The organism is Bacillus sp. FSL R10-2780, assembly GCF_038006125.1.
In the GTDB taxonomy this organism is placed as follows: domain Bacteria; phylum Bacillota; class Bacilli; order Bacillales; family Bacillaceae_G; genus Bacillus_A; species Bacillus_A cereus_U.
The window spans coordinates 1,846,149-1,869,546 of record NZ_JBBOUQ010000001.1 but is presented as its reverse complement, the minus strand read 5'-3'; the positions used below and the strand labels follow the sequence as shown (position 1 = coordinate 1,869,546).

Genomic DNA, 23,398 nt, shown 5'->3' with positions numbered 1-23,398 from the left:
ATAAAATGAAACGTTTATCTTTTCTAGATCGATATTTAACATTATGGATTTTTCTAGCTATGGCTGTTGGAATTGGTTTAGGATTTGTGTTTCCTAGTGTAGTAGACGGACTTAATACATTACAAGTTGGAACGACATCTATCCCGCTTGCTGTTGGTTTGATTTTAATGATGTATCCACCGTTGGCGAAGGTTCGTTACGAGGAAATGGGCCGGGTATTTAAAGATGTAAAAGTGTTGGTTCTATCTTTAGTACAAAACTGGATTATTGGACCTGTACTTATGTTTGCTTTAGCAATTATTTTTCTTCCTGATAAGCCAGAATACATGGTCGGGCTCATTATGATTGGTTTAGCACGTTGTATTGCAATGGTAATTGTGTGGAATGATCTTGCTGATGGGGATAAAGAATATGCAGCAGGTTTAGTTGCTTTTAATTCGGTATTTCAAATGTTATTTTTCTCAGTTTATGCGTACGTATTTGTAACAGTAATTCCAGAGTGGTTAGGAATTGAAGGGGCTATTGTAGATATTACAATGGCAGAAGTAGCGAAATCAGTATTTATTTATTTGGGAATTCCTTTTATAGCCGGTATATTGACACGATTCGTATTAGTGAAACTAAAAGGAAGACTATGGTATGAAAAGGTGTTTATACCTAAGATTAGTCCAATTACATTAATTGCATTGCTATTTACGATTATCATTATGTTCTCTTTACAGGGAGAAATGATTGTTAGCGTACCATTTGATGTAGTAAGAATAGCGATTCCGCTATTAATCTATTTTATTGTGATGTTCTTTGTTTCTTTCTTTATGGGAAGAAAAATTGGTGCAAATTATCAGGTGACAACAACGTTAGCATTTACAGCAGGTAGCAACAACTTTGAGTTAGCAATTGCTGTAGCAGTTGGTGTTTTTGGTATTCACTCAGGCGCAGCATTTGCAGCTGTTATCGGACCGTTAGTTGAAGTACCTGTAATGATTGCACTTGTAAATGTTGCTTTTTGGTTTAAGCGTAAATACTTTAATGACGAACTAGTATAAAATTAAAAACAAAGGTGGACAACAACATGGAAAACAAAAAAACAATCTACTTTTTATGTACAGGAAATTCATGCCGAAGCCAAATGGCAGAAGCTTGGGGCAAGCAATACTTAGGAGATAAGTGGAATGTATATTCTGCAGGCATTGAAGCACACGGAGTAAATCCAAATGCTATTAAAGCGATGAAAGAAGTAAATATCGACATAACAAATCAAACATCGGATATAATTGATGCAAATATTTTAAATAGTGCTGACTTAGTCGTTACGCTTTGTAGTCATGCGGATTCTGTTTGTCCATCTACTCCTCCGCACGTGAATCGTGTTCACTGGGGATTTGATGATCCAGCAGGAAAAGAGTGGTCTGAATTTCAACGTGTTCGTAATGAAATCGGTGAACGTATTAAACGATTTTCTGAAACAGGGGAGTAAAGTAAAGAGCCAATCTTCTATCGTATAGGGGATTGGCTCTTTTTTTATTATTTCATTGTTTAAAACAACTATTAAAACGAATAGAGAATATTCTGTCATAGTGGTAAAGTTAGAATAGAATAGTTTCAGGAAGGCGGTGTAACGTATGATTTCTGAATTAAACAAGAATGATTTTTATAAATGTAACAGTTTAGTAAATGAAAAAGGACAATTAGAAGTAAAAGCTGTAATTGCAGGAGTTAATCCTGGTCGTATATTTGTAGATAATATTTATTCTCCTAATTCAGGACTTATTTGGTTAGGTAATAACGATGGCTTCTTTTTTATAGGAAGTGCAGAGAATGAAAAGTTTAATAATGAAATTAGTAGTTTTATTGATAATGTAATAGAGCCTGAGGCAAGAAAGGTTGGACTAAATTGCTTTGAAGCAATCGGTAATCATTCAAAGTGGAATAAAACAATCGAAAGAATATTCCAGTATCGTAAATTAAAGAATTGGGACCAAAGAGGGTATACGCTAAAAAAAGAAGACTATGAAGATCATTATGGACCTAAAATTGAAGAAGGATATACAGTGTTGAAAATGAGTAAAACTCTCTATGAAAATCAAGGGCACGTATTGAAGAATATTGAATTTTTACAATCAAAAATTTTAGAGTTTTGGTCCTCAACGGATGAGTTTTTTCATGAGGGAATAGGCTATTGTATTGTTTATGACAATAGGATCGTAAGTGTTTGTTTTTCAGGGTTCGTTTTTGAAAATATACATTGTATAGATATTGAAACGATAGAAGGTCATCAGGGGAGAAAATTAGCACAAAAGGTAGCTCATAGTTTTGTAAAAGAGTGTTTGGAGTATAACATTATTCCATATTGGGACTGTATGGAATTAAACAAGCCTTCTGTTGCCGTTGTAGAAAATGTAGGGTTTGCAAATGTGTTTAATTATGTAGGATATTATTTTCCTTTTGAGTAAATTAGGTGTATTTTACAAATCTCTCATCTTAAAAGATTTTTACATGAAAGGAGAATAGGGTGAAACACATAATAAAAGACGTATTAATAAATTATTTTAAAGAAATCCATTCATTAGTAGTGGAAGAAGAGTTACATAAGGATAGTTGGAATACAGATCTACACTATAAAATCATGGTAAATGGAAAGCGATATTCCGCACGGTTTATAAATAGCAATCGAATAATCAACCCAGCTTTTGGGACGTTATCAAATGAACAATTGAAAGAACAAGTACGGTTTACTTATTATTTACGAGAGCATGGGATTCCTTTTATGCGAATTAACAAGAATAGGGCGGAAGAGTTACTTACGTTTGTCAATTGGAATGATGAACAGTACCGATTTGTATTGTCTACTTGGATTGAAGGAGAACAGATTACTCGTTGTACAGAAACTATGGCAGAAGCCTTTGGAAAGGAAGCAAGAAAGATACATGATCTTTCTAGTACATTTCAAAGCTCGACTTTTCAAAAGAAATCTCATTTAGATGGATATGGTGAGTTTATAAAGCTATTAGAAAATAAGAGCAGTACCTGCAAGGAATTGCAGGAGTATATAGATCTCGCTAAGTATCATATAAAATGCGCACATACTAGTAATTTGGAGTTTATTGTACAAACAGATTTAAATCCTTTAAATGTTGTATGGAACTCAAATCAATGTGTGAAAGGTATTGTAGATTTTGAATCTATTGGATATGTTGATCGTATTGAAGGACTAGCCTTTTTAATAAAGTGGTATTCCCGGACAGAAGGAATAGAGTCACATGAAGTATGCTCGAAAGTTGCTAGAGCATTTTTAGAAGGGTATAAAGCTAGTAACATTTTAACTTCAAATGATTATAAAAGATTTTCTTCGTTACTATGGTTATCCGGTAGTTTAAATTGGAACTTTGTTAAAAAGACGATGAGTCTATTAGGTGACGAGAGAGAAGTAGAGGAACATTTGAGAGCTTATAAAATAAGAGGAGAAAATCTATCTGTATTGGTAAGTAGAGAAAGAGCCAACTCATACGAGTAGGCTCTTTCTTTTTATGTACTACGAATCTTCGTAATAGAACGATGTTGCAGCATTCCTTCTATAGAATATAGGGCAACAGAAAGTCTAAAAAAGCCATGTAATCATAAAAAAATGATCTCATTCACACTTTACAGGTTATCTGATGTATAGGCATATTTTTTTGGAGAAAAAATGTTTTTAAAAAGTGTTGAATTATTCTGAAAATTAAATTATTATTATCCGTATAAACTACTAAGTAATCGTTTACATGGATGAATTAAGGGTTTAAGCAAAACTGAAGTAAACGATTTCTTGAAAACTTAGAAAGAGTGATGAAATGGCAAAGTCTACAATTAAAGATGTTGCAATGGAAGCGAATGTGTCTACAGCTACAGTATCTCGGGTGCTAAACGACAGCGGATTTGTTAGTGACGACATTAAAGATCGTGTTTATTTAGCTGTGAAAAAACTTAATTATCAACCAAATGCGATTGCTAGAAGTTTAAAGCAAGATAAAACATACACGATTGGTGTTGTGATTCCAGATATCACAAACCAGTATTACATGACAATTTCAAAGGCTATTGAAGATATTGTTCAGCAAAAGGGCTATAATCTTATTTTCTGTAGCAGTCATGAAAATCCTAAAAAAGAGGATAAATTGCTGCAGCTATTGGTAGAGCAAAGAGTAGATGCTATTGTATTGGCGACTGCTGGGGGTTGTGAAGAAAGGGTAAGAAGTATTCATCAAGCTGATGTGCCAATTGTTTTAGTTGATCGGACTGTTGAGATTGGAGACTCAAAATTAGATTCGGTTATAGAAAGTAATTTTGAAAGTGCTTATAAATTAACGAGCTATCTTTTAAAACAGGGGCATAGATCTATTGGTCTTGTGAATGGATTGTTAAACGTTAGTACAGGTAAAGAGCGCTATGAAGGATTTCAGAAAGCTTTGGAAGAGTTTGGGATTCAGGAAGATGAAAACTATACGTTTAATAGCACTTTCACAAGAGAGGGTGGAATGAAAGCAGTTGATTATTTTCTTAACTTTACTGAGAAACCTTCAGCGATTCTATCCTTGAATAATGAAATGTCATTCGGTGTTCTTCTTGAGTTAACGAGGAGAGGCTATTCTATCCCGAAGGACATAGTGATAGCTTCCTTTGGTGACGTTGAAGCAGCCCAATTATTACAAGCACCTGGGATTATATCAGTAGCTCACAAACCATATGAAATGGGGGAAAGGGTGGGTGATATATTACTGAAACGTTTAAATAATGAAGAAGGTCCTTTTAATGAAATATTTACACCGAAATTACTAATAGATGCACAAAGTGTACGTAGTTAAAACGATTTGAAATGATGATTTTCGTTAAGATAAAAATCGGAAGGGAGATAGAAATGTTAAAAGGAATACCGAAAATAATTAGTCCGGATTTAATGAAAATTCTTTTAGAAATGGGGCATGGGGATGAGATTGTTTTAGCGGATGGAAATTTTCCTGCTGCCTCTTGCGCAACGAAGCTAATTCGATGTGAAGGACATGGGGTTCTTGAAGTATTACAGGCAATTTTGCAATTCTTTCCACTCGATACGTATAGTAATCATTCTGTTTCATTAATGAAGGTTGTAAAGGGGGATCCTATCGCGCCTTCCATTTGGGAAACGTATGATGCAGTGATTAAAAAATATGATACTCATTTTGATGGTTTTGAGATGATTGACCGCTTTACATTTTATGAGAGGGCAAAGAAGGCTTATGCAATTGTTGCAACTAGTGAGAGTGCTCTCTATGCCAATATGATTTTAAAAAAGGGCGTGGTTACTGATTAGCGCAGTATTAAACGAATATATTATTTGATAAAAAAATTGATAGGGCAGTAGGTGATGGGATGAGTGAATTGCTACTAAAAATGGAGGGAATTAGTAAATCGTTCCCTGGTGTGCAAGCGCTTTCTAATGTGAGGTTTGAATTAAAAAAAGGCGAAGTTCACGCACTTTTGGGGGAGAATGGAGCCGGGAAATCCACATTAATGAAAATTTTAACAGGGATCTATCAAAGAGATGCCGGAACGATTGCGTACGAAGGAAAAGAAATAGAGGTTCCAGATACAAAAGCAGCACAAAGACTCGGAATCAGCATTATTCATCAGGAACTTAACTTAGCTCCGCATTTAACAGTTGCCCAAAATATTTTTATTGGAAGAGAACCTAAAGGGTTATTTAATCTTTTTTTGGATGAAAAAAAACTAAATAACAGGGCGAAAAAACTATTTGAAAGGTTAAACATTAATCTAGATCCAAGAGAATTGGTAGGCGATTTAACAGTTGCAAAACAACAAATGGTGGAAATCTCTAAGGCTCTTTCCTTTGATTCAAAAGTATTGATTATGGATGAGCCAACCGCAGCCTTAACTGATACCGAAATCGATGCATTGTTTGTTATGATTCGGAAACTACGTCAGGACGGTGTGGGAATTGTTTATATCTCCCACCGTATGGAAGAGCTAAAGAAAATTACTGACCGTGTATCGATTATGCGAGACGGTACATACGTAGGAACGATGAACACGAAGGATGCAACCATTGAACAAATTATTTCTATGATGGTTGGAAGAAAAATTGATAACAATCAAAAACCAGAAATGAAAGAGAAAACGAGAGAAAAAGTGTTTGAAGTAAAAAATTTAAAGAGAGGGAACACGATAAAGGATGTAAGTTTTGAACTGTATAAAGGGGAAATCGTTGGCTTTGCTGGATTGATGGGGGCTGGAAGAACTGAAGTAGCCCGTGCCATATTTGGGGCAGATTCATTAGATTCAGGGGAGATTTTCATAAATGGAAAAAGGTTGAGTATAAAAAGCCCGACTGATGCAGTACAACATGGAATTGGCTATTTGTCCGAAGATCGAAAACAGTTTGGGCTTCTAGTTGGGATGGATGTAAAAACAAATATTGCAATGGCATCCATGAAAGATTATGTAAAACCTCTTGGCTTAATGCATGTATCTAAAATTGATCAACAATCTGAGGAACTCATTAAAAGGTTAAAAATAAAAACGCCGTCAGGTAATCAATTAGTGAAAAATCTTTCAGGAGGGAATCAGCAAAAGGTGGTTATTGGCAAGTGGTTGACTAGAGATTCAGATATCTTAATCTTTGATGAGCCTACACGCGGAATTGATATCGGGGCAAAAGACGAAATTTATAAGTTACTAAATGAATTAGCTGAGCAAGGAAAATCTATCATTATGATCTCCTCAGAACTTCCTGAAATTTTACGGATAAGTCATCGTGTGATTGTCATGTGTGAAGGAAAGATAACTGGGGAATTGAAAAATGATGAAAAAGCATCGCAAGAAGCAATTATGACTCTTGCGACAAAACGAATTATGTAATGGATATTAACGGATTATAAAGGAGTGAACAGGAATGGAAATGCCAAAAGCAGTAGAATTTCCGGTTGAAGGGAAGATGAGGAGAGGGATTAATTCAAATGCTCTTCAGCAGCTTCTAGCATTTGCAAGTTTAATTGTACTTGTTGTGATTTTTTCAATTGCTTCAGCTAATTTTCTACAATTTGATAACATTATAGGAATCTTTCTATCGACAGCTGTTACAGGCATCCTTGCTTTAGGTGCAACGATGATTATCGTTACAAGTGGAATTGATTTATCATGTGGAACCGTACTGACTTTATCTTCGGTTATGACAGGTGTTTTTGCTGTCAACTTAGGTTTACCGGTTTGGGTAGCTGTTACCTTAGGGATTTTAATAGGTGCCGTAGTAGGTTTGATTTCTGGAGCTGCAATTGCAAAATTGAAGATTCCACCATTTATTGCAACGTTAGCTATGATGATGATTGCTAAAGGATTGGCACTTGTTATTTCTAAAGCTACTCCAATCTATTTCACTTCTATACCGAGCTTTAACAAAATTGCGATGGGTTCTATTATCCCTGGTTTTGCTATTCCGAATGCTGTTTTTATCTTTTTTGGAATGGCCATTTTCGCAAGCTTAATTTTAAATAAAACGATAATCGGAAGGTATACATTTGCACTAGGAAGCAATGAAGAAGCAACTCGTCTTTCTGGAGTGAATGTGGATAAGTGGAAAATAATTATCTACATGCTTGCAGGTGTTTTTACTGGTGTTGCAGGTATTATAATGGCATCTCGTCTAAATTCTGCTCAGCCAGCTTTAGGAGCAGGATATGAATTGGAAGCAATCGCAGCAGTAGTTATCGGAGGAACTTCTTTAAGTGGTGGTAAAGGAACAATTCTTGGTACTGTTATCGGTGCATTGATTATGAGTGTGTTAACAAATGGTCTTCAAATCCTTTCAGTTCCTCAAGAATGGCAAACAGTAGTTGTTGGGGCGGTTATCTTATTAGCAGTTTACGCAGATGTGTTGCGAAACAAAAAAGCAAAGAATTAACTGTGATACTGTTTTTTATAAAAAAATATATAGGGGGAATTTCAGATGAAAAAAGCAAAAAAAGGCATAGTTTTATCGTCAATTCTCGCAATCTCAATGTTTATGGGGGCGTGTTCTTCAAACAATGCAAGCACGGGAAGTAAGGATAGTAATGCTCCTGCAAAAGATGACGGCAAGCGTTATGTTGCGATCATTTCAAAAGGGTTCCAGCATCAGTTCTGGCAGGCAGTTAAAAAAGGGGCTGAGCAAGCAGCAGATGAATATAAGGTGAATATTACATTTGTAGGTCCTGAAACGGAAGCACAGGTTGATAAACAAGTTGAGATGCTTCGTAGCACACTTGATAAAAAACCAGATGCGATTGGCTTTGCGGCACTAGATTCTAAGGCTGCTCTTCCTTTATTAGAACAAGCAAAAAACAAAAAAATTCCGATTGTTGCATTTGACTCAGGTGTTGAGGGAGATATACCTGTAGCAACAGCTGCAACAGATAACAAAGCGGCAGCAGCTCTTGCTGCTGAGAAAATGGCTGGATTAATTGGTGAAAAAGGGGAAGTAGCGGTCGTTGCTCATGACCAAACGAGTAAAACAGGTGTTGAACGCCGAGATGGTTTTGTAAATACAATCAAATCAAAGTATCCGAACATCAAGATTGTCGATATCCAATATGGTAGTGGTGATCAATTAAAATCGACTGATGCTGCTAAGGCAATTATGCAAGCGCATCCAACTGTAAAAGGTATTTTCGGTACAAATGAAGGTTCTGCGATTGGGGTAGTAAATGCTGTTAAAGAATTGAACAAAAAGAGTGTAGTAGTGGTTGGCTTTGATTCAGGTAAACTACAAATCGATGCGATTAAGAGCGGAGTAATGGCAGGTGCGATTACACAAAACCCAATTGGAATTGGTTATGAAACTGTTAAAGCTGCTGTTGAGAACTTAGATGGTAAACAAGTATCAAAAACAATCGACACTGGTTTCTATTGGTATGATAAAACGAACATTGATGATCCAAAAATTAAAGCAGTTCTTTATCAATAAAATCTAAACAAGCAATAACAATAACATAGAAGCTGAGGTGTATAACATTGTCCAATGTAATAAATGATTTGAAATTATATGCAAATAAAATTGTGCAAACTGGTCTTGTTGTAGGAGCAGGTGGAAATTTGAGTATGAGAGATGGAAATATCATGTATATATCTCCTAGCGGTTTTGATTTGCAAGAGATAAAAGACCATCAATGGGTACGTGTTGATATTGAAACCGGTGAGATATTGGATGATTTAAAACCATCCTCTGAAATTTTAATGCATTTGGAATGTTTTCGTAAACGTCCTGATATAACAGCTGTTTTACATGCCCACCCAAGTTATTCGGTAGGTGTATCATGTTCCGGTCATACCATTCCGAGTCTATTCCCGGATTTTCCGGCAATGATTAAAAGCGTGGCTTACCTTGACTATATGATTCCGACTACAGAAGTATTGGCTAATGCGGTATCCGGCGTGATTGAAGAAAATGATGTAGTAGTAATGAGGAATCACGGCGTACTGACGGTTGGTAAAACAATGAAAGAAGCATATTTTCTTTTGCAAATTCTAGAGGAAGCGGCAAAAGTATATACGATTGCATCGACAGTAGGAGTCCCAAGGGTCCTTACAGAGGAAGAATGTCAGGATTTAAGAAATCTATCTTCTGAGAAATATAGATTAAAACTACTAAAAGATGCGGAGTAGTTGAAATGTTTTCGAAGGGTGTGAATGAATGAAAAAAGTTTGGGCTTTTGATTTAGGTGCATCCAATGGGCGTTTAATGGTAAGTGGATTTGATGGGAAACGCCTTTATCTTGAAGAGGTTCACAGGTTCTCCAATCGCCCTGTTTACGTAACAGGTCATTATTATTGGGATATTTTAAGGATATTCCAGGAAATGAAGAATGGAATTGGTAAAAGTATTGGAAAAGGGCATAAGTCGATTGAAAGTTTGTCCATCGATACATGGGGCGTTGATTTCGGGCTTCTATCTGAAACTGGTGAACTACTTATCAATCCTTATTCTTATAGAGATCCACATACAAATGATAGCCTAAAAGAAATAATGGAAGTCATTCCAAGGGATGTTTTGTTCTCTCGAACGGGAGTTGAACCAGCAGCAATTAATACGATTTGCCAACTTTATACGATAAAAAAGAATAACCCGGATTTAATGGAAAAGGCAAAAACTCTTTTATTAACACCAAACTTGCTTAGTTATTTATTTTCCGGTGTAAAGGCGAATGAATATACGATCAGTACAACGACATCGTTATTTAATATTCATGAGCGTAATTGGGATACTGCTCTTATGAAAAAGTTAAACCTGCCTATAGAGATCATGGCAAATATTGTGATGCCAGGAACGACTCTTGGTCCGACCCTTTCTTCGATTCACAACGAATTTGGCATACGACCTGTTAAGGTTATTGCTGGAGCGGGACATGATACTGCCTGTGCTCTTGCAGCACTGCCTATAAAGTCAGAAAATTCAGTATTCATGAGCTGCGGTACGTGGATCTTAATGGGAGTTCAAGTAAAGGATCCAGTAATGAGTAAACAGGCTTTGGAATGGGGCTTTACAAATGAAGGAACGGCAGATGGCGAGTTTCGGCTGCTCAAAAATATTATGGGATTATGGCTCATGCAAGAATGTAGAGCGGTTTGGGCAAAAGAAGGCAAGCTTTTTACTTACGAAGAAGAGGCAGAATTGATTCGACATACAAAACCATTTGCACATTTCATAGACCCAGATGACCCTTCTTTCTTCAATCCGGAAAATATGCCAAAACAAATCCGGGATTTCTGTATAAAGAGTGGTCAACAGCCGCCTGAAACGGAAGGAAGTTTCCTCCGTTGTATTTTGGAGAGTCTTTCATTGAAATACAGGTGGGTCTTAGAGAAACTGGAAGTTTTAACTGGAAAATCAATAGAGGTTATCCATATGGGCGGCGGCGGCATTCAAAATGATTTATTTTGTCAATTTACCGCAAATGCGATAAACCGCCCTGTTATAGCGGGACCGGTTGAAGCGAGTGCGATTGGAAATTCATTATCTCAATGGATCACACTAGGAAAAATAAAAGATTTAAAGGAAGGTAGAGAAATTGTTGAAAATTCGTTTACTGTTAAGCACTATCAACCTCAAAATCAATCAGAATGGCAGGAAGCATACGGCCGTTTTACCGAAATAATTGACCAAAATGTAATGAAAAAGGGGTTTTAAAATGAAAACTGTTCATAATAGATTTTATAATAAATTACCAAAAATCGGCATAAGACCAACTGTTGATGGCAGAAGAAATGGTGTACGTGAATCGCTTGAAGATATGACGATGAATCTCGCAAAATCGGTAGCAAACTTATTAACTGAAAATTTGCGTCACTATAATGGTGAAGCAGTAGAATGTGTCATTGCTGATACATGTATTGGCGGTGTGGCTGAAGCTGCTCAAGCGGCTGAAAAATTTGCAGGAGAGGGAGTCGGTGTTTCCATTACGGTTACACCATGCTGGTGCTATGGTTCTGAAACAATGGATATGAATCCCGATATTCCAAAAGCAGTATGGGGATTTAATGGAACAGAACGTCCTGGAGCAGTCTATTTGGCGGCGGTGCTAGCCGCCCACAATCAAAAGGGTATTCCGGCTTTCGGAATATACGGGAAAGATGTACAGGATTTAAGTGATACATCTATTCCTGAGGATGTGCAGGAAAAGCTACTTCAATTTGCAAAGTCTGGTCTTGTTGTTGCCGCTCTAAAAGGAAAATCGTATCTTTCGATGGGATCTGTATCCATGGGGATTGCTGGCAGTACAGTTCAACCTGAATTTTTCCAGGATTATTTGGGAATGAGAAATGAATACATTGACATGTCTGAATTTGTAAGAAGGATAGATGAAGAGATTTATGATAAGGAAGAATATGAAGTAGCTTTAAACTGGGTGAAGGAGTATTGTCCAGAAGGCCCAGATAATAATACGGAAGAAATGCAAAGATCAAGAGAGCAAAAGAATAAAGATTGGGAAACTAGCGTTAAAATGACATTAATTGCAAGGGATCTCATGGTTGGAAATCCAAAATTGGAGGAACTTGGATATGGTGAGGAAGCGCAAGGATACAACGCCATTTCTGCAGGCTTCCAAGGTCAGCGTCAATGGACGGATCATTTCCCAAATGGTGACTTTATGGAAACGATTTTAAATTCCTCCTTTGATTGGAATGGAATTCGTCCGCCATACATTATGGCTACTGAAAATGATAGCTTAAATGGAGTTACGATGCTATTTGGCCATTTATTAACAAATACGGCTCAAGTTTTTGCTGATGTAAGAACGTATTGGAGTAAAGAGGCAATAGAACGTGTGACAGGGCATAAACCTGAAGGATTGGCGGCAAATGGATTTATTCATATGATTAACTCCGGTTCAGCTGCACTTGATGGTACAGGACAACAAACGAAAGATGGAAAGCCTGTTATAAAACCGTTTTGGGAAATTACAGAGGAAGAAGTTCAAAACTGTTTGGCAGCTACTTCCTGGAGACCAGCTTCAACAGGGTATTTCCGCGGAGGCGGATTCTCGAGTGATTTCTTAACAAAGGGAAATATGCCTGTAACAGCAGCTCGTCTCAATCTTGTTAAAGGATTAGGCCCTGTTTTACAAATTGCAGAAGGCTATACGGTTGAAATACCGGAAGAGGTTCACGATATATTGGATAAGAGAACTGATCCAACTTGGCCAACAACCTGGTTTGTTCCAAATCTAACGGGAGAAGGCGCCTTTAAGGATGTTTACACCGTGATGAATAATTGGGGTGCCAATCACTGTGTAATAAGCTACGGACACATTGGCAGCGATTTAATTACTCTTGCTTCGATGCTCAGAATTCCTGTAAATATGCATAACGTCAAAGAAGAACAAATCTTTAGACCGAGTGCATGGGGAATGTTCGGAACAAAAGATCCGGAAGCAGCAGATTACCGTGCCTGCCAAAACTTTGGGCCATTATACCATTAATGCAAGGATTCCCCCTGATTGTATATCGGGGGGTTACTATACAAAACATGTCCGATAAAAATAAGTTATTGGAATTGATTAAGGTGTTTTATATGTAAAAGGATTCTAGTGCTCAAAATAATCGCAAGTAATATCAAACTCTTGAACATAGAGTTTCACTTTATTAGAAGTAAGATGGTATCCGAAATAATAGAACTCCAAAAACAAAAAAACAACGGGGGTAAAAGTATGGTTAAAAGCTTATGGAACGAAACAAAGGTATCTCAATTACCGCAAGGAGTAGAAGAATTAGTCTATCGTTCGAATTTAATTGGAACAGACCGTGCAGTATGTAATTGGGGCGGCGGAAACACATCGGTAAAGACAGTGGAAAAGGATTTTCGTGGTCATGATGTAGAGGTCATGTGGGTTAAAGGAAGTGGATCCGATTTAGCGACTATGAAAGCACAAAACTTTACTGGTTTAAGAATGGAAGACATTCGTTTATTAATTGAGCGTGAAGAAATGCCAGACGAAGAAATGGTAGAGTACTTATCGCATTGTATGATTGACAGCAAACATCCGCGTGCGTCCATCGAAACATTATTGCATGCTTTCTTGCCTTTTAAACATGTGGATCATACACATCCAGATGCCATTATTAGTCTTTGCTGCGCACATAATGGAAGACAAATTGCCGAGGAAATTTACGGTAACCGTTTTGTTTGGGTTCCATATGTACGTCCTGGATTTACCTTATCTAAAATGATTGCAGAAGGCGTGAAAAATAATCCGAATGCTGAACTAGTATTAATGGAAAAACACGGCTTAGTTGTTTGGGGAGAAACGGCGAAGGAAAGTTATGAAAAAACGATTGCGGTTATTAATGAGGCAGAGCAGTATATCAATGAGCGAGTGAATGAAAGTACTGTATTCGGAGGTCAAAAATACGAAGCACTTTCAGTAGAAGAGCGTAGAAGCATTCTTGCAAAAGTAATGCCGATTATTCGCGGGGCAGTTAGTGATGAAAAGAAAATGCTTTTATCCTATGACGATACGGATGAAGTACTCCGATTTGTAAACAGTCACAATGCACCAGAGTTGTTTCAAGTTGGAGCGGCTTGTCCTGACCATTTAGTTCACACAAAGCGCACTCCTTTGTATATTGATTGGGATCCGCAAACAAAAGACGTGAACGGATTAATAGAGAAAATGAAAGCTGATGTGGAAAGCTTTAAAAACGAGTATAAAGCTTACTTTGAACGTAACAAATACGAAGGAGATCAAATGTTTGAATCTGCACCTCGCGTTATTTTAATTCCTGGTATCGGTATGGTGAATACCGGTAAAAATCTAGTGATGTCAAAAGTAAGTGGTGCGCTGTATCACCGAGCAATTTCGGTAATGAAAGGTTCCACAACACTTGGAAGTTTTGTTTCTTTGAATGAAAATGACTCTTACAATGTTGAGTACTGGCCATTGGAGCTATATAAATTATCGTTAGCACCAGCTGAAGCTGAATTTTCTCGCAAGGTTGCCCTTATTACAGGTGGTGCTGGTGGAATCGGAAGCGAGACGGGACGCTGCCTCGTTTCAGAAGGTGCGCATGTAGTGCTTGCTGATTTGAACTTTGAAGGGGCAGAAAAAGTTGCGGCTGAAATTAACGAGAAGTATGGCGAAGGTCGTGCGCTCGCGGTGAAAATGGATGTAACAAAAGAAGAAGAAGTACAGGCAGCATTTGAGCAGGCAGCCCTTGCTTACGGAGGCGTTGATAGTATCGTGAACAATGCAGGGCTGGCAACGTCTAGTCCATTCGATGAAACGACGCTTCAGGAATGGAATTTAAATATGAATGTGCTTGGAACGGGATATTTTTTAGTGGCACGTGAAGCGTTCAAGCAAATGAAACAGCAAGGTATTGGAGGGAATATGGTATTTGTCGGTTCGAAAAATTCTGTGTATGCAGGGAAAAATGCTACGGCATACAGCTCTGTAAAAGCACTCGAAACGCACCTAGCGAGATGTATTGCAGCTGAAGGCGGTGAGTATGGCATTCGTGTAAATTCAGTTCTTCCAGATGCGGTTCTTCAAGGATCAGCCATTTGGGGTTCAAGATGGCGTGAAGAACGTGCTGCGGCATATGGTATTGAGCCTGATCAGTTAGAGGAGCATTACCGTAAACGCACAACCTTATTGGTCAATATTTATTCGAAAGACATTGCTGAATCGATTGCTTTCTTTGCCTCTTCAAAGGCGGATAAAACAACGGGATGCATGATCACAGTTGACGGTGGTGTACCAGCAGCATTTATTCGATAATCATTTCGCTTGTGAAAAGGTATATAAAACGGGGTGTAATAGGCGAATATATTTTTGCCTATTATGCTTCAATATAAAAGAATAGCGAATTTCAAGGAGAGAATAAGTCAATATGTAAAAGGAGACACTTTACATTCGCTTTTCAAAAGGGGATGGAAATTTGAAGCTTAGAAACCTATTAACAGGGGGATTGCTTTTTGGTACTTTATTATTTTCTTTAGGAGGAGCTGGAGAAGTTAGTAAGGTAAAGGCAACATCACCTATTACGATTGAAACTCCAAAACCAGAGGGAAAGAAACTATCACTCTGGTACAATCAGCCAGCAAAAGATTGGGAAAAACAAGCATTGCCAATTGGTAATGGTTATATGGGCGGAATGGTCTTTGGTGGAGTCCAGCAAGAACGTATTCAGTTTAATGAAAAAACACTTTGGACTGGCGGACCAAACAGTGCAAGTGATTATACTTACGGGAATCGTGATGGGCAGCGAGTCACTTAGATAGCATTAGGGAAAAGGTAGCAAAAGGGGATAAATCAGGGGCAGAAAAGGAGTCTTCACAATTTCTCACAGGTCTTCAAAAAGGGTTTGGTTCCTATCAAAATTTTGGAGACATATACTTAGATTTTAATATGCCAGATGCGTCTGCATTTTCCAATTATCGCAGGGAATTAAATTTAAATGAGGGAATTGCTACTGTTTCCTATAACTATAAAGGTGTTCAATATAATAGGGAATATTTCACAAGTTATCCTGATCGTGTGATGGTCATGCGTTTAACTGCTAGTGAATCTAAACAGCTTTCATTAGATGTTAGACCTACTAGCGCACAGGGAGGGCAAGTATCGTCCGTAGATAACAAAATCACCATCAAAGGACAAATAGCGAATAATGGAATGAAATATGAATCAGAATTCAAAGTACTGAATGAGGGCGGTACATTAACAGCAGAGAATGGGAAAATTAAAGTAGCAAATGCTGATACATTAACAATTATTATGACTGCGGCTACTGATTATGAAAATAAATATCCTACTTATAAAGGGGAAGATCCACATCAAAAGGTTGAAAAAATCATGGCCGCTATTTCTAAAAAGAGTTATGAGGTTTTAAAATATACACATATTAAAGACTATCACTCTTTATTTAATCGTGTTTCTTTAAATTTAGGAGGGGAAAAACCATCTGTTCCAACAAATGAACTACTAGCATCTTACAGTAAAGAAAACAGTAAGTATTTGGAAGAACTATTCTTCCAATATGGAAGGTATTTGCTCATTTCTTCTTCAAGACCAGGAACACTTCCTGCAAATCTACAAGGGGTATGGAATAATTCGAACACACCACCGTGGGAGAGTGACTATCATTTCAATATTAATTTGCAAATGAATTATTGGCCTGCAGAAGTGACGAATCTGTCTGAAACCGCTTTGCCATTAATGGATTATGTGGACTCATTAAGAGAACCAGGAAGGGTTTCAGCAGAAAAACATTTCGGTGTTAAAGGCGGTGGATGGACCGTTAACACGATGAATAATCCATTTGGATTTACTGCTCCTGGATGGGGATTAGGCTGGGGATGGGCACCTAGTGCGAATGCCTTCATTGGCCAAAATCTTTGGGAACATTATAAGTTTACGGATGATAAACAATACTTACAAGAAAAGATTTATCCGATAATTAAAGAAGCGGCTGAGTTTCATAGTAAGTTTTTAGTTGAAGATAAAAATAAGAAGTTGGTTGTTTCTCCGTGCTGGTCTCCAGAGATTGGTGGTATTTCTAATGGATGTGCCTTTGACCAACAGTTAGTGTATGAGTTGTTCTCAAATGTAATCGAAGCTAGTGCGGTTTTGAATACTGATAAGGCGTTTCGAGATGAGTTAACGGCTAAAAGGGATCGATTATTCTCGCCAATTCAAATTGGCAGATATGGTCAAGTGCAAGAATGGAAGGATGATATAGACGATCCTGCTGAAACGCACCGGCATATATCGCAGCTAGTGGCGTTATATCCAGGAAGTATGATTAACCACAATACACCGGAATGGCTTCAGGCAGCTAAAGTTACTTTAAACCATCGTGGTGACGAGGGAACAGGCTGGAGTAAAGCGAATAAAATTAACTTATGGGCACGTTTGTTAGATGGTGACCATGCCTATAAAATTCTGCAAGGGCAAATTACTGGAAGTACGCTCAGTAACCTATTTGATACTCATCCGCCGTTTCAAATTGATGGAAACTTTGGTGCAACATCGGGAATTGCTGAAATGTTAATTCAAAGCCATACCGACTCCATTCAATTGTTGCCTGCCCTTCCGAAAGCTTGGAAGGATGGTTCTTATAAAGGACTAAGAGCACGCGGTGCATTTACGATTGATGCGAACTGGAAAAATAGTATGCCTACAGTCATTCGTGTGACTTCCGATCACGGAAACGATGTAAAGTTAAAAAGTCCAATGTTCAATACACCATTTACTGTGACAAGAGTCGGAACGAATACACCGTTGAAATTTACGAAGGCTGGCGATACAATTTCATTTAAAACTGAACAAGGTAAAAGTTATAAAATTGAGTCTATGCTCAATTTTGATTTGGAATCTACGAACAGTGTAACTGCAGGAAATACAGTTAAGGTGAAGGCTCATTTATCAAACTTTGGTACATCGAAATCTTCTTCAGGGCAAGTGGTTGTAAAGGCTCCAGAGAGCTGGAATGTTAAACCGATTACAGTAGCTTTTGAAGGCGTTGAACCAGGGCAATCGAAAACAATTGAGGCAGATTTACCTGTCCCTATTGATGCAGTTGCTAATAATTACGTCATTGAAGCTGAAGTAAACACAGATAATGGGACGGTTAGTAAATCTAATCAAATAGAAGTAACTCCAGCAGTAAAGCTAATTTCGGCAAAGGTAGAACCAAATCCAATTAGCGCTGAAGGTGGTTCTACTACATTAAAGGTAAAGGTTCAAAATGAAATAAAGGAAAAAGTGACACCTGGCAAAATTGAATTGCAATTACCAGACGGATGGAATGCACAGCCATCAACAACGGACTTTCAATTACCTGCAGGAGGAGAGGAGACATATTCGTTTGTTATTTCCCCGCCAGCTCAGTTTAAAGGAATGAAAGAGGTTGGAGTCTCTGTAAAACTGGGGAATGCGGTGGTAACTTCAACAAAAGTGCAAGTTGCTTCTGGCGGCATCTATCTTAGTGATATTCCATGGATAAAAGCAACTGCCGGATGGGCAACGGTTCAAAAAGATAAAAGCACCGACGGAAACCCACTGTCATTACTTGGAACTACAGGGCCGATTACGTATAAAAAAGGGATAGGAACTCATGCAAAATCAGAAGTTACCTATGATATATCAAATGCAACGTACAAACAATTTAATTCCTATGTAGGAATTGATCAGGAACCTGGTGGTAAAGGCGGTTCGGTTGTGTTTAAAGTACTACTTGATGGAGTGGAAGTATTTAATAGCGGCACAATGTACTATAATACTCCGGCCAAATTTGTTGATGTTGATCTGACGGGTAAGAAAGAATTAAAACTAGTAGTTGAGGACGCAGGTAACGGTAATGGAAATGATCATGCGGACTGGGCAGATGCTTGGTTGAGTTTTAAATAGTTTTGATTTAGTCGTTACTCTTTGTAGTCATACGGATTATATGTCTCCAATTATACCCTCACATGTTCATTGGGGATTTGATGATCAGATAGGAAAAAGAGTGGTCTGAATTGCAACGTATGAAACAATTTTTTTGACTAGGTGAATAAAGGAAAGAGTCAATCTTCTATTGCATAGGGGATTGGCTCTTTTTTACTATATTGTGAGCTTTGCACCAGAACCTCCATTCTTCTGTGAGGGAACGTTCGTTCTTGTTTTTGGTAGAATATTTTGTATTCTTAAAAAGAAGTGATTTTTAGAGAAGGCGTTTGGATATATCGACAAGTGGATGTTTTTATAAGAAATGGACAGTGGCTGTGAAAGGGACATTGAAAATATTACAAGCCGTAACAGATGATAAATTAGGACATAGTACACTTGCTTGGTTTGAGTTCGGTATTGTACTGGACTCAAACCAAGTAACAAAAAATCCAAGTCCCCATCGAGGCAGTAAGCAAATTTCTCTTCGCTCCTGCGCTTTTTTTTCATTCATCTCCCACTGTAATATAATAAAAAAAATAAACTAGAGGTAGGTACGCACATGATTCAATTAACAAACCGTCAGGCACGGCAATTTCTTTTGTTGAAACATGGACTTTTAGGTGAATATAAATTTAGCGGGAAGCAAGGTGTATTGGACTTTGTTCGGCAAGCTAGCTGTATTCAATACGATCCCATCGATGCTTGTGGAAAGAACGCTGAATTAGTGCTACAGTCGCGAATCAAGGGATTTACTAAGGGAATGCTTGCCGAGTTGTTATATGAGGATAGAAGTCTTGTCGATTATCCCGACAAGAACCTGGCCATTATCCCTGTCGAGGATTGGCCGTATTTTGGGCGATATAGGAAAGTCGCCCGCCAGCATGCAGAACGCTATCCCGAAATGGAAGTATTGACAGCGCATGTACGGGATCATATCCAAAATCACGGTGCGCTAAGTTCGAGTGATTTAAAATTGAATGGAGATTTCTCTTGGCAATCGGCCATCCATTGGAGCGGCGGAAACAATACATCTCGTTCGGTGCTGGAACAGATGTATTCGACGGGTGAGTTAATTATCCATCATAAAAAAGGAACGCGTAAATATTACGATATCGCCAAGAAGTACATACAGCCGCATTTGCTGAATGCACCAGAGCCGCTGGAAGATGAGCTTGAGCATCATAAGTGGCGCATACTGCGTCGAATCGGCTCTGTAGGTCTTTTATGGAATCGTGCGTCAGACGCATGGCTGAACATATGGGGGTTGAAAGCAACACAGCGCAACGAGGTTTTCCGCCAGCTATTGCACGAAGCTCGCATCATTGCTGTTGCTGTTGAACAAACGAAGGATAGGTTGTATTGTCTCACGGAGGATTTACCGCTTATTGAATCAGTTCTGCAACATCAGAAACCGAAATTACGTTGTGAACTTATTGCACCGTTAGATAATTTCATATGGGATAGAAAACTTATCAGCGAATTGTTTAACTTCGATTACACCTGGGAGATTTACACGCCTGCAATCAAACGGAAATTCGGCTATTATGTACTGCCACTATTATATGGAGAGAGCTTCATTGGACGAGCCGAGATAATCGCGGAACGAAAAACTGGAACGCTCGTTGTTAAAAACATCTGGTACGAGAATGGTGTGAAGCAAACAATACAATTGCGAACAGCCTTGAACAGTTGTTTCCAAAAGTTTGCGTTATTCAATGGGTGTGAGACGGTTTTGGCAGAGGCTTGGTTGAGTTAGAAAAAAATAATCTTCTATATTAGTATCAAGCATTGTACGGGATACCACTATCAAGCTAATAACTAATAAAACTAAAATGAAAAAAACGCTATTCTTTCTGTAGAATGGCGTTTTTGTATTTGATGGATCTTGACTATTTGTTCAAGAGTTTCAAAGTCTTTATCTCCAACTATTTTACAAGATCAAAAGGCTTACATAATACAGGTATAGCTCTTCTGTTTGAACGAACCGGCAGTTTAGCTAAAGAAGGGGAATTTATAGTAAGCATAGAAAAAGATGAATGACTTGAAATTTTTACGAGGTGAAAATGATGGTAATAAAACAAGAAGAAATGAAAGTAGTAGTGGGAGCTGGGGCATTTAATAACAATCCAGGTTGGATTCAAACGCAAGAAGATGAGCTGAACTTATTAGTTGAACGGACATGGGAAGAAAGATTTGAACATAACTCCATTTCAGCTATTTTAGCAGAGCATGTATGGGAGCATCTTACTTTTGAAGAAGGGGTAAAAGCAGCTGGGATTTGTTATAAATTTTTAAAACCGTCAGGCCATATTAGGTGCGGCGTCCCTGATGCATTTTTCCCAGATGAAACGTACCAAAACATAGTTCAAGTAGGCGGACCTGGCCCAAAAGACCATCCAGCTGCAAGCCATAAAATCGTTCATAATTATAAAACATTAACGAAAATGTTTGAAACTGCTGGATTTGAAGTAGTTCTACTGGAATATTGCGATGAAAACGGGCAATTTTATTACAAAGAATGGGACGCGAACGATGGTGTTATTTTCCGTTCAAAAAGATATGATTCTAGAAATCAAGGAGACAAACTTGGCTTTCCATCGTTAATTGTTGATGCGATTAAACGGTAAGTAATTCAATGAACGCATGTGTTAGTCCTATAAGTTTATGAGCCGCAAATGCGGCTTTTTTGTTTGTGCTTTAATTATTTCGGTAAAGATTCCTCCGTCAAATAGTATTGCTTAAATATAGAAAAACACCTGTTTAAAATTAAAAGACAGGTATTTTAAATGAACAATTGAAAGAGCAAGTACGGTTTACGTATTATTTACGCGAGCGTGGGATTCATTTATGTTTATCACTTGGAGTGATGACATTGTGTAGATCTTCGTAACTTTTATGTAATTGTTTCATATATTAAAAAAAGACTCGATTCGCGGTATATAAAGTGGGCTGTAGTAGGAGAAGTACCTTCAAAAGTGCTATGGATGAAAAGATGATTAGGTTGTACGAAATATGAAAATGTACGGACATAATGATTGTAAATCCAATTATGTAACAAGTTTAGCCTTACAAAACGTTGCACCGACGAATTTTTCATGGATATGACCGCAAGTATGTGTATAATTACTGGTAATCTTATAGGTTTTCTTTGAAAAACGAATGAGAAATATATGGTTTTCTGTATCTGACGTTTGAAAAAACTATGGTAAAGGGGAGAGAGGGAGTTTTTATAAGGTATGTCCTTTAAGAAAAACTATTTTTAGAGAGCTTATTCAAATCTTAAGGATGTCACTATAGTTTCTTCAGGTTTGAATTTTAAACTATAGTAGTAAATTCAAACTATTGGAGTGATTAAATATGAAGCCTCTGTCTTTTTTATCTCAATATATAACGAATCCAAGAAACGTTGGTGCAGTACTTCCAAGTTCAAAGTTTCTTGCAGATAAAATGGTGGAAAGCATCAATTTTAAGGAAGCTAAATATATTGTTGAATATGGGCCAGGTACGGGTGTATTCACGAATAAATTGCTTGAAAAACGAAGTTCGAATACTACTCTTTTATTAGTGGAAAATAATAAAGAGTTTTATTTATTATTGAAAGAAAAATATAAAAAAGAGAAAAATGTATTCATTGTATTAGGGTCTGCGGAAAATATTGACGAGTATCTACAGGGCTATTGCATTCCTTATGCAGACTATATTGTTTCTGGTCTTCCTTTTTCTAGTTTACCCCCAAATGTTTCAAAAAAAATATTATTAACTACCACCAAAATTTTAAAGGAAGGTGGGAATTTTATTACCTTTCAATATACTAAATTTAAAAAGAATTTTCTTAATCAGTTTTTTAATAGAATAGATGTGAAAAGGGAACTTAGAAATGTACCACCAGCTTATATCTTTAACTGTTCAATCCCAAAAAATAGTGGGGAATAAGAGGGAAACGGCAAGGTTATGGTTCTTTCTATTCCATAGATCTGTGGCGATTTTCCTTATAAAACCTGTATTTAATCTCGTTTATTGATGAAATCTTTGTAAGTGGTAATTTTATATTCAAGCATCTCATCCGCAGCTTTTAACGTTCTAATTTGTTCCTTAATAGAGTGTTTATGTTCTTCTAAAAGATTTAAACGCTCTGTCGTGGTATGTTCTCCTTCCAAAGCTAATGCAGCATACTTCTTTATTTTCGCAATTGGCATTTGTGTTTCTTTTAACTTGATAACAAATTGCAGCCATTTAATATGTGAATCGTTATATCGTCTGTCTCCGTTAATGTTACGAACAGGAATTATAATTTTTTCTTTTTCGTAATACCGTAATGTATATGTACTTATCTCTAACATTTTAGCCACTTCACCAATAGTGTACATAAGAAACCTCCATATAAATTTTTCTTGACTTAGAGTTTACTCTAATCATTATAATCAACTCATAGTTCGTTTACAATTAAATCAATTGGATAAAATTCA

Annotated in this window: 19 protein-coding genes and 1 pseudogene; 19 read left to right on the top strand and 1 reads right to left on the bottom strand. The window is 37.4% G+C overall.

The window, feature by feature from the left end; all coding sequences use genetic code 11:
- The first annotated feature begins 5 nt into the window (after window positions 1-5).
- The 19 genes and pseudogenes from arsB (at window position 6) to NSQ47_RS09645 (ending at window position 22,865) form a co-directional block, all read left to right on the top strand.
- On the top strand, window positions 6-1,046 hold the full coding sequence (gene arsB / locus NSQ47_RS09735; protein ID WP_341036724.1) for an ACR3 family arsenite efflux transporter: 1,041 nt from the start codon (window positions 6-8) through the stop codon (window positions 1,044-1,046).
- A 26-nt stretch (window positions 1,047-1,072) separates the two neighbouring features.
- Window positions 1,073-1,477 (top strand): arsenate reductase (thioredoxin), encoded by a 405-nt coding sequence (gene arsC, locus NSQ47_RS09730; RefSeq protein WP_341036723.1) that lies wholly within the window; start codon window positions 1,073-1,075, stop codon window positions 1,475-1,477.
- 145 nt (window positions 1,478-1,622) lie between these two features.
- Complete coding sequence (locus tag NSQ47_RS09725) at window positions 1,623-2,453, top strand: GNAT family N-acetyltransferase (RefSeq protein WP_341036722.1); 831 nt, start codon at window positions 1,623-1,625, stop codon at window positions 2,451-2,453.
- Between the two features lie 59 nt (window positions 2,454-2,512).
- On the top strand, window positions 2,513-3,514 hold the full coding sequence (locus tag NSQ47_RS09720; protein WP_341036721.1) for a phosphotransferase enzyme family protein: 1,002 nt from the start codon (window positions 2,513-2,515) through the stop codon (window positions 3,512-3,514).
- Window positions 3,515-3,830: 316 nt separating this feature from the next.
- Entirely contained in the window at window positions 3,831-4,841 is a 1,011-nt protein-coding gene (locus NSQ47_RS09715; protein ID WP_341036720.1) for a LacI family DNA-binding transcriptional regulator, read from the top strand.
- 53 nt (window positions 4,842-4,894) lie between these two features.
- Entirely contained in the window at window positions 4,895-5,326 is a 432-nt protein-coding gene (locus NSQ47_RS09710) for an RbsD/FucU family protein (RefSeq protein ID WP_340824649.1), read from the top strand.
- Between the two features lie 59 nt (window positions 5,327-5,385).
- Window positions 5,386-6,891 carry a sugar ABC transporter ATP-binding protein gene (locus tag NSQ47_RS09705; RefSeq protein WP_341036719.1) on the top strand — a complete coding sequence of 502 codons (1,506 nt, stop codon included), beginning with the start codon at window positions 5,386-5,388 and terminating at the stop codon, window positions 6,889-6,891.
- A 34-nt stretch (window positions 6,892-6,925) separates the two neighbouring features.
- Window positions 6,926-7,930 carry an ABC transporter permease gene (locus NSQ47_RS09700; protein WP_340824643.1) on the top strand — a complete coding sequence of 335 codons (1,005 nt, stop codon included), beginning with the start codon at window positions 6,926-6,928 and terminating at the stop codon, window positions 7,928-7,930.
- 45 nt (window positions 7,931-7,975) lie between these two features.
- Window positions 7,976-8,971 carry an ABC transporter substrate-binding protein gene (locus NSQ47_RS09695; RefSeq protein ID WP_341036718.1) on the top strand — a complete coding sequence of 332 codons (996 nt, stop codon included), beginning with the start codon at window positions 7,976-7,978 and terminating at the stop codon, window positions 8,969-8,971.
- A gap of 47 nt (window positions 8,972-9,018) precedes the next feature.
- Window positions 9,019-9,669: a class II aldolase/adducin family protein gene (locus NSQ47_RS09690; protein ID WP_340824639.1), complete on the top strand. Its 651-nt coding sequence runs from the start codon at window positions 9,019-9,021 to the stop codon at window positions 9,667-9,669.
- Window positions 9,670-9,697: 28 nt separating this feature from the next.
- Window positions 9,698-11,191, top strand: a complete 1,494-nt coding sequence (locus NSQ47_RS09685) for a rhamnulokinase (protein WP_341036716.1) — start codon at window positions 9,698-9,700, stop codon at window positions 11,189-11,191.
- 1 nt (window position 11,192) lies between these two features.
- A complete protein-coding gene (locus NSQ47_RS09680) occupies window positions 11,193-12,983 on the top strand; it encodes an L-fucose isomerase (protein ID WP_340824635.1) in 1,791 nt (596 codons plus the stop codon).
- A 228-nt stretch (window positions 12,984-13,211) separates the two neighbouring features.
- A complete protein-coding gene (locus NSQ47_RS09675) occupies window positions 13,212-15,281 on the top strand; it encodes a bifunctional aldolase/short-chain dehydrogenase (RefSeq protein ID WP_341036715.1) in 2,070 nt (689 codons plus the stop codon).
- A 160-nt stretch (window positions 15,282-15,441) separates the two neighbouring features.
- Complete coding sequence (locus NSQ47_RS09670; protein WP_341036713.1) at window positions 15,442-15,780, top strand: glycoside hydrolase N-terminal domain-containing protein; 339 nt, start codon at window positions 15,442-15,444, stop codon at window positions 15,778-15,780.
- Window positions 15,781-15,785: 5 nt separating this feature from the next.
- Window positions 15,786-18,911 (top strand): glycosyl hydrolase family 95 catalytic domain-containing protein, encoded by a 3,126-nt coding sequence (locus NSQ47_RS09665; RefSeq protein ID WP_341038226.1) that lies wholly within the window; start codon window positions 15,786-15,788, stop codon window positions 18,909-18,911.
- A pseudogene (locus tag NSQ47_RS28220) lies at window positions 18,901-19,048 on the top strand (arsenate reductase); the annotation flags it as partial. The gene NSQ47_RS09665 and the pseudogene NSQ47_RS28220, both read left to right, overlap by 11 nt.
- Before the next feature lie 443 nt (window positions 19,049-19,491).
- Entirely contained in the window at window positions 19,492-20,688 is a 1,197-nt protein-coding gene (locus NSQ47_RS09660) for a winged helix-turn-helix domain-containing protein (RefSeq protein ID WP_340824628.1), read from the top strand.
- Window positions 20,689-20,995: 307 nt separating this feature from the next.
- Window positions 20,996-21,559 carry a class I SAM-dependent methyltransferase gene (locus tag NSQ47_RS09655; RefSeq protein WP_341036711.1) on the top strand — a complete coding sequence of 188 codons (564 nt, stop codon included), beginning with the start codon at window positions 20,996-20,998 and terminating at the stop codon, window positions 21,557-21,559.
- Window positions 21,560-22,289: 730 nt separating this feature from the next.
- Window positions 22,290-22,865 carry a class I SAM-dependent methyltransferase gene (locus NSQ47_RS09645; protein WP_002110649.1) on the top strand — a complete coding sequence of 192 codons (576 nt, stop codon included), beginning with the start codon at window positions 22,290-22,292 and terminating at the stop codon, window positions 22,863-22,865.
- A 71-nt stretch (window positions 22,866-22,936) separates the two neighbouring features.
- On the opposite strand, the gene NSQ47_RS09640 is transcribed toward NSQ47_RS09645, so the two are convergent.
- The gene (locus tag NSQ47_RS09640; protein WP_002110648.1) at window positions 22,937-23,299 is read right to left on the bottom strand and encodes a MerR family transcriptional regulator; all 363 of its coding nucleotides are present in this window, start codon (window positions 23,297-23,299) and stop codon (window positions 22,937-22,939) included.
- Window positions 23,300-23,398: the final 99 nt, after the last annotated feature.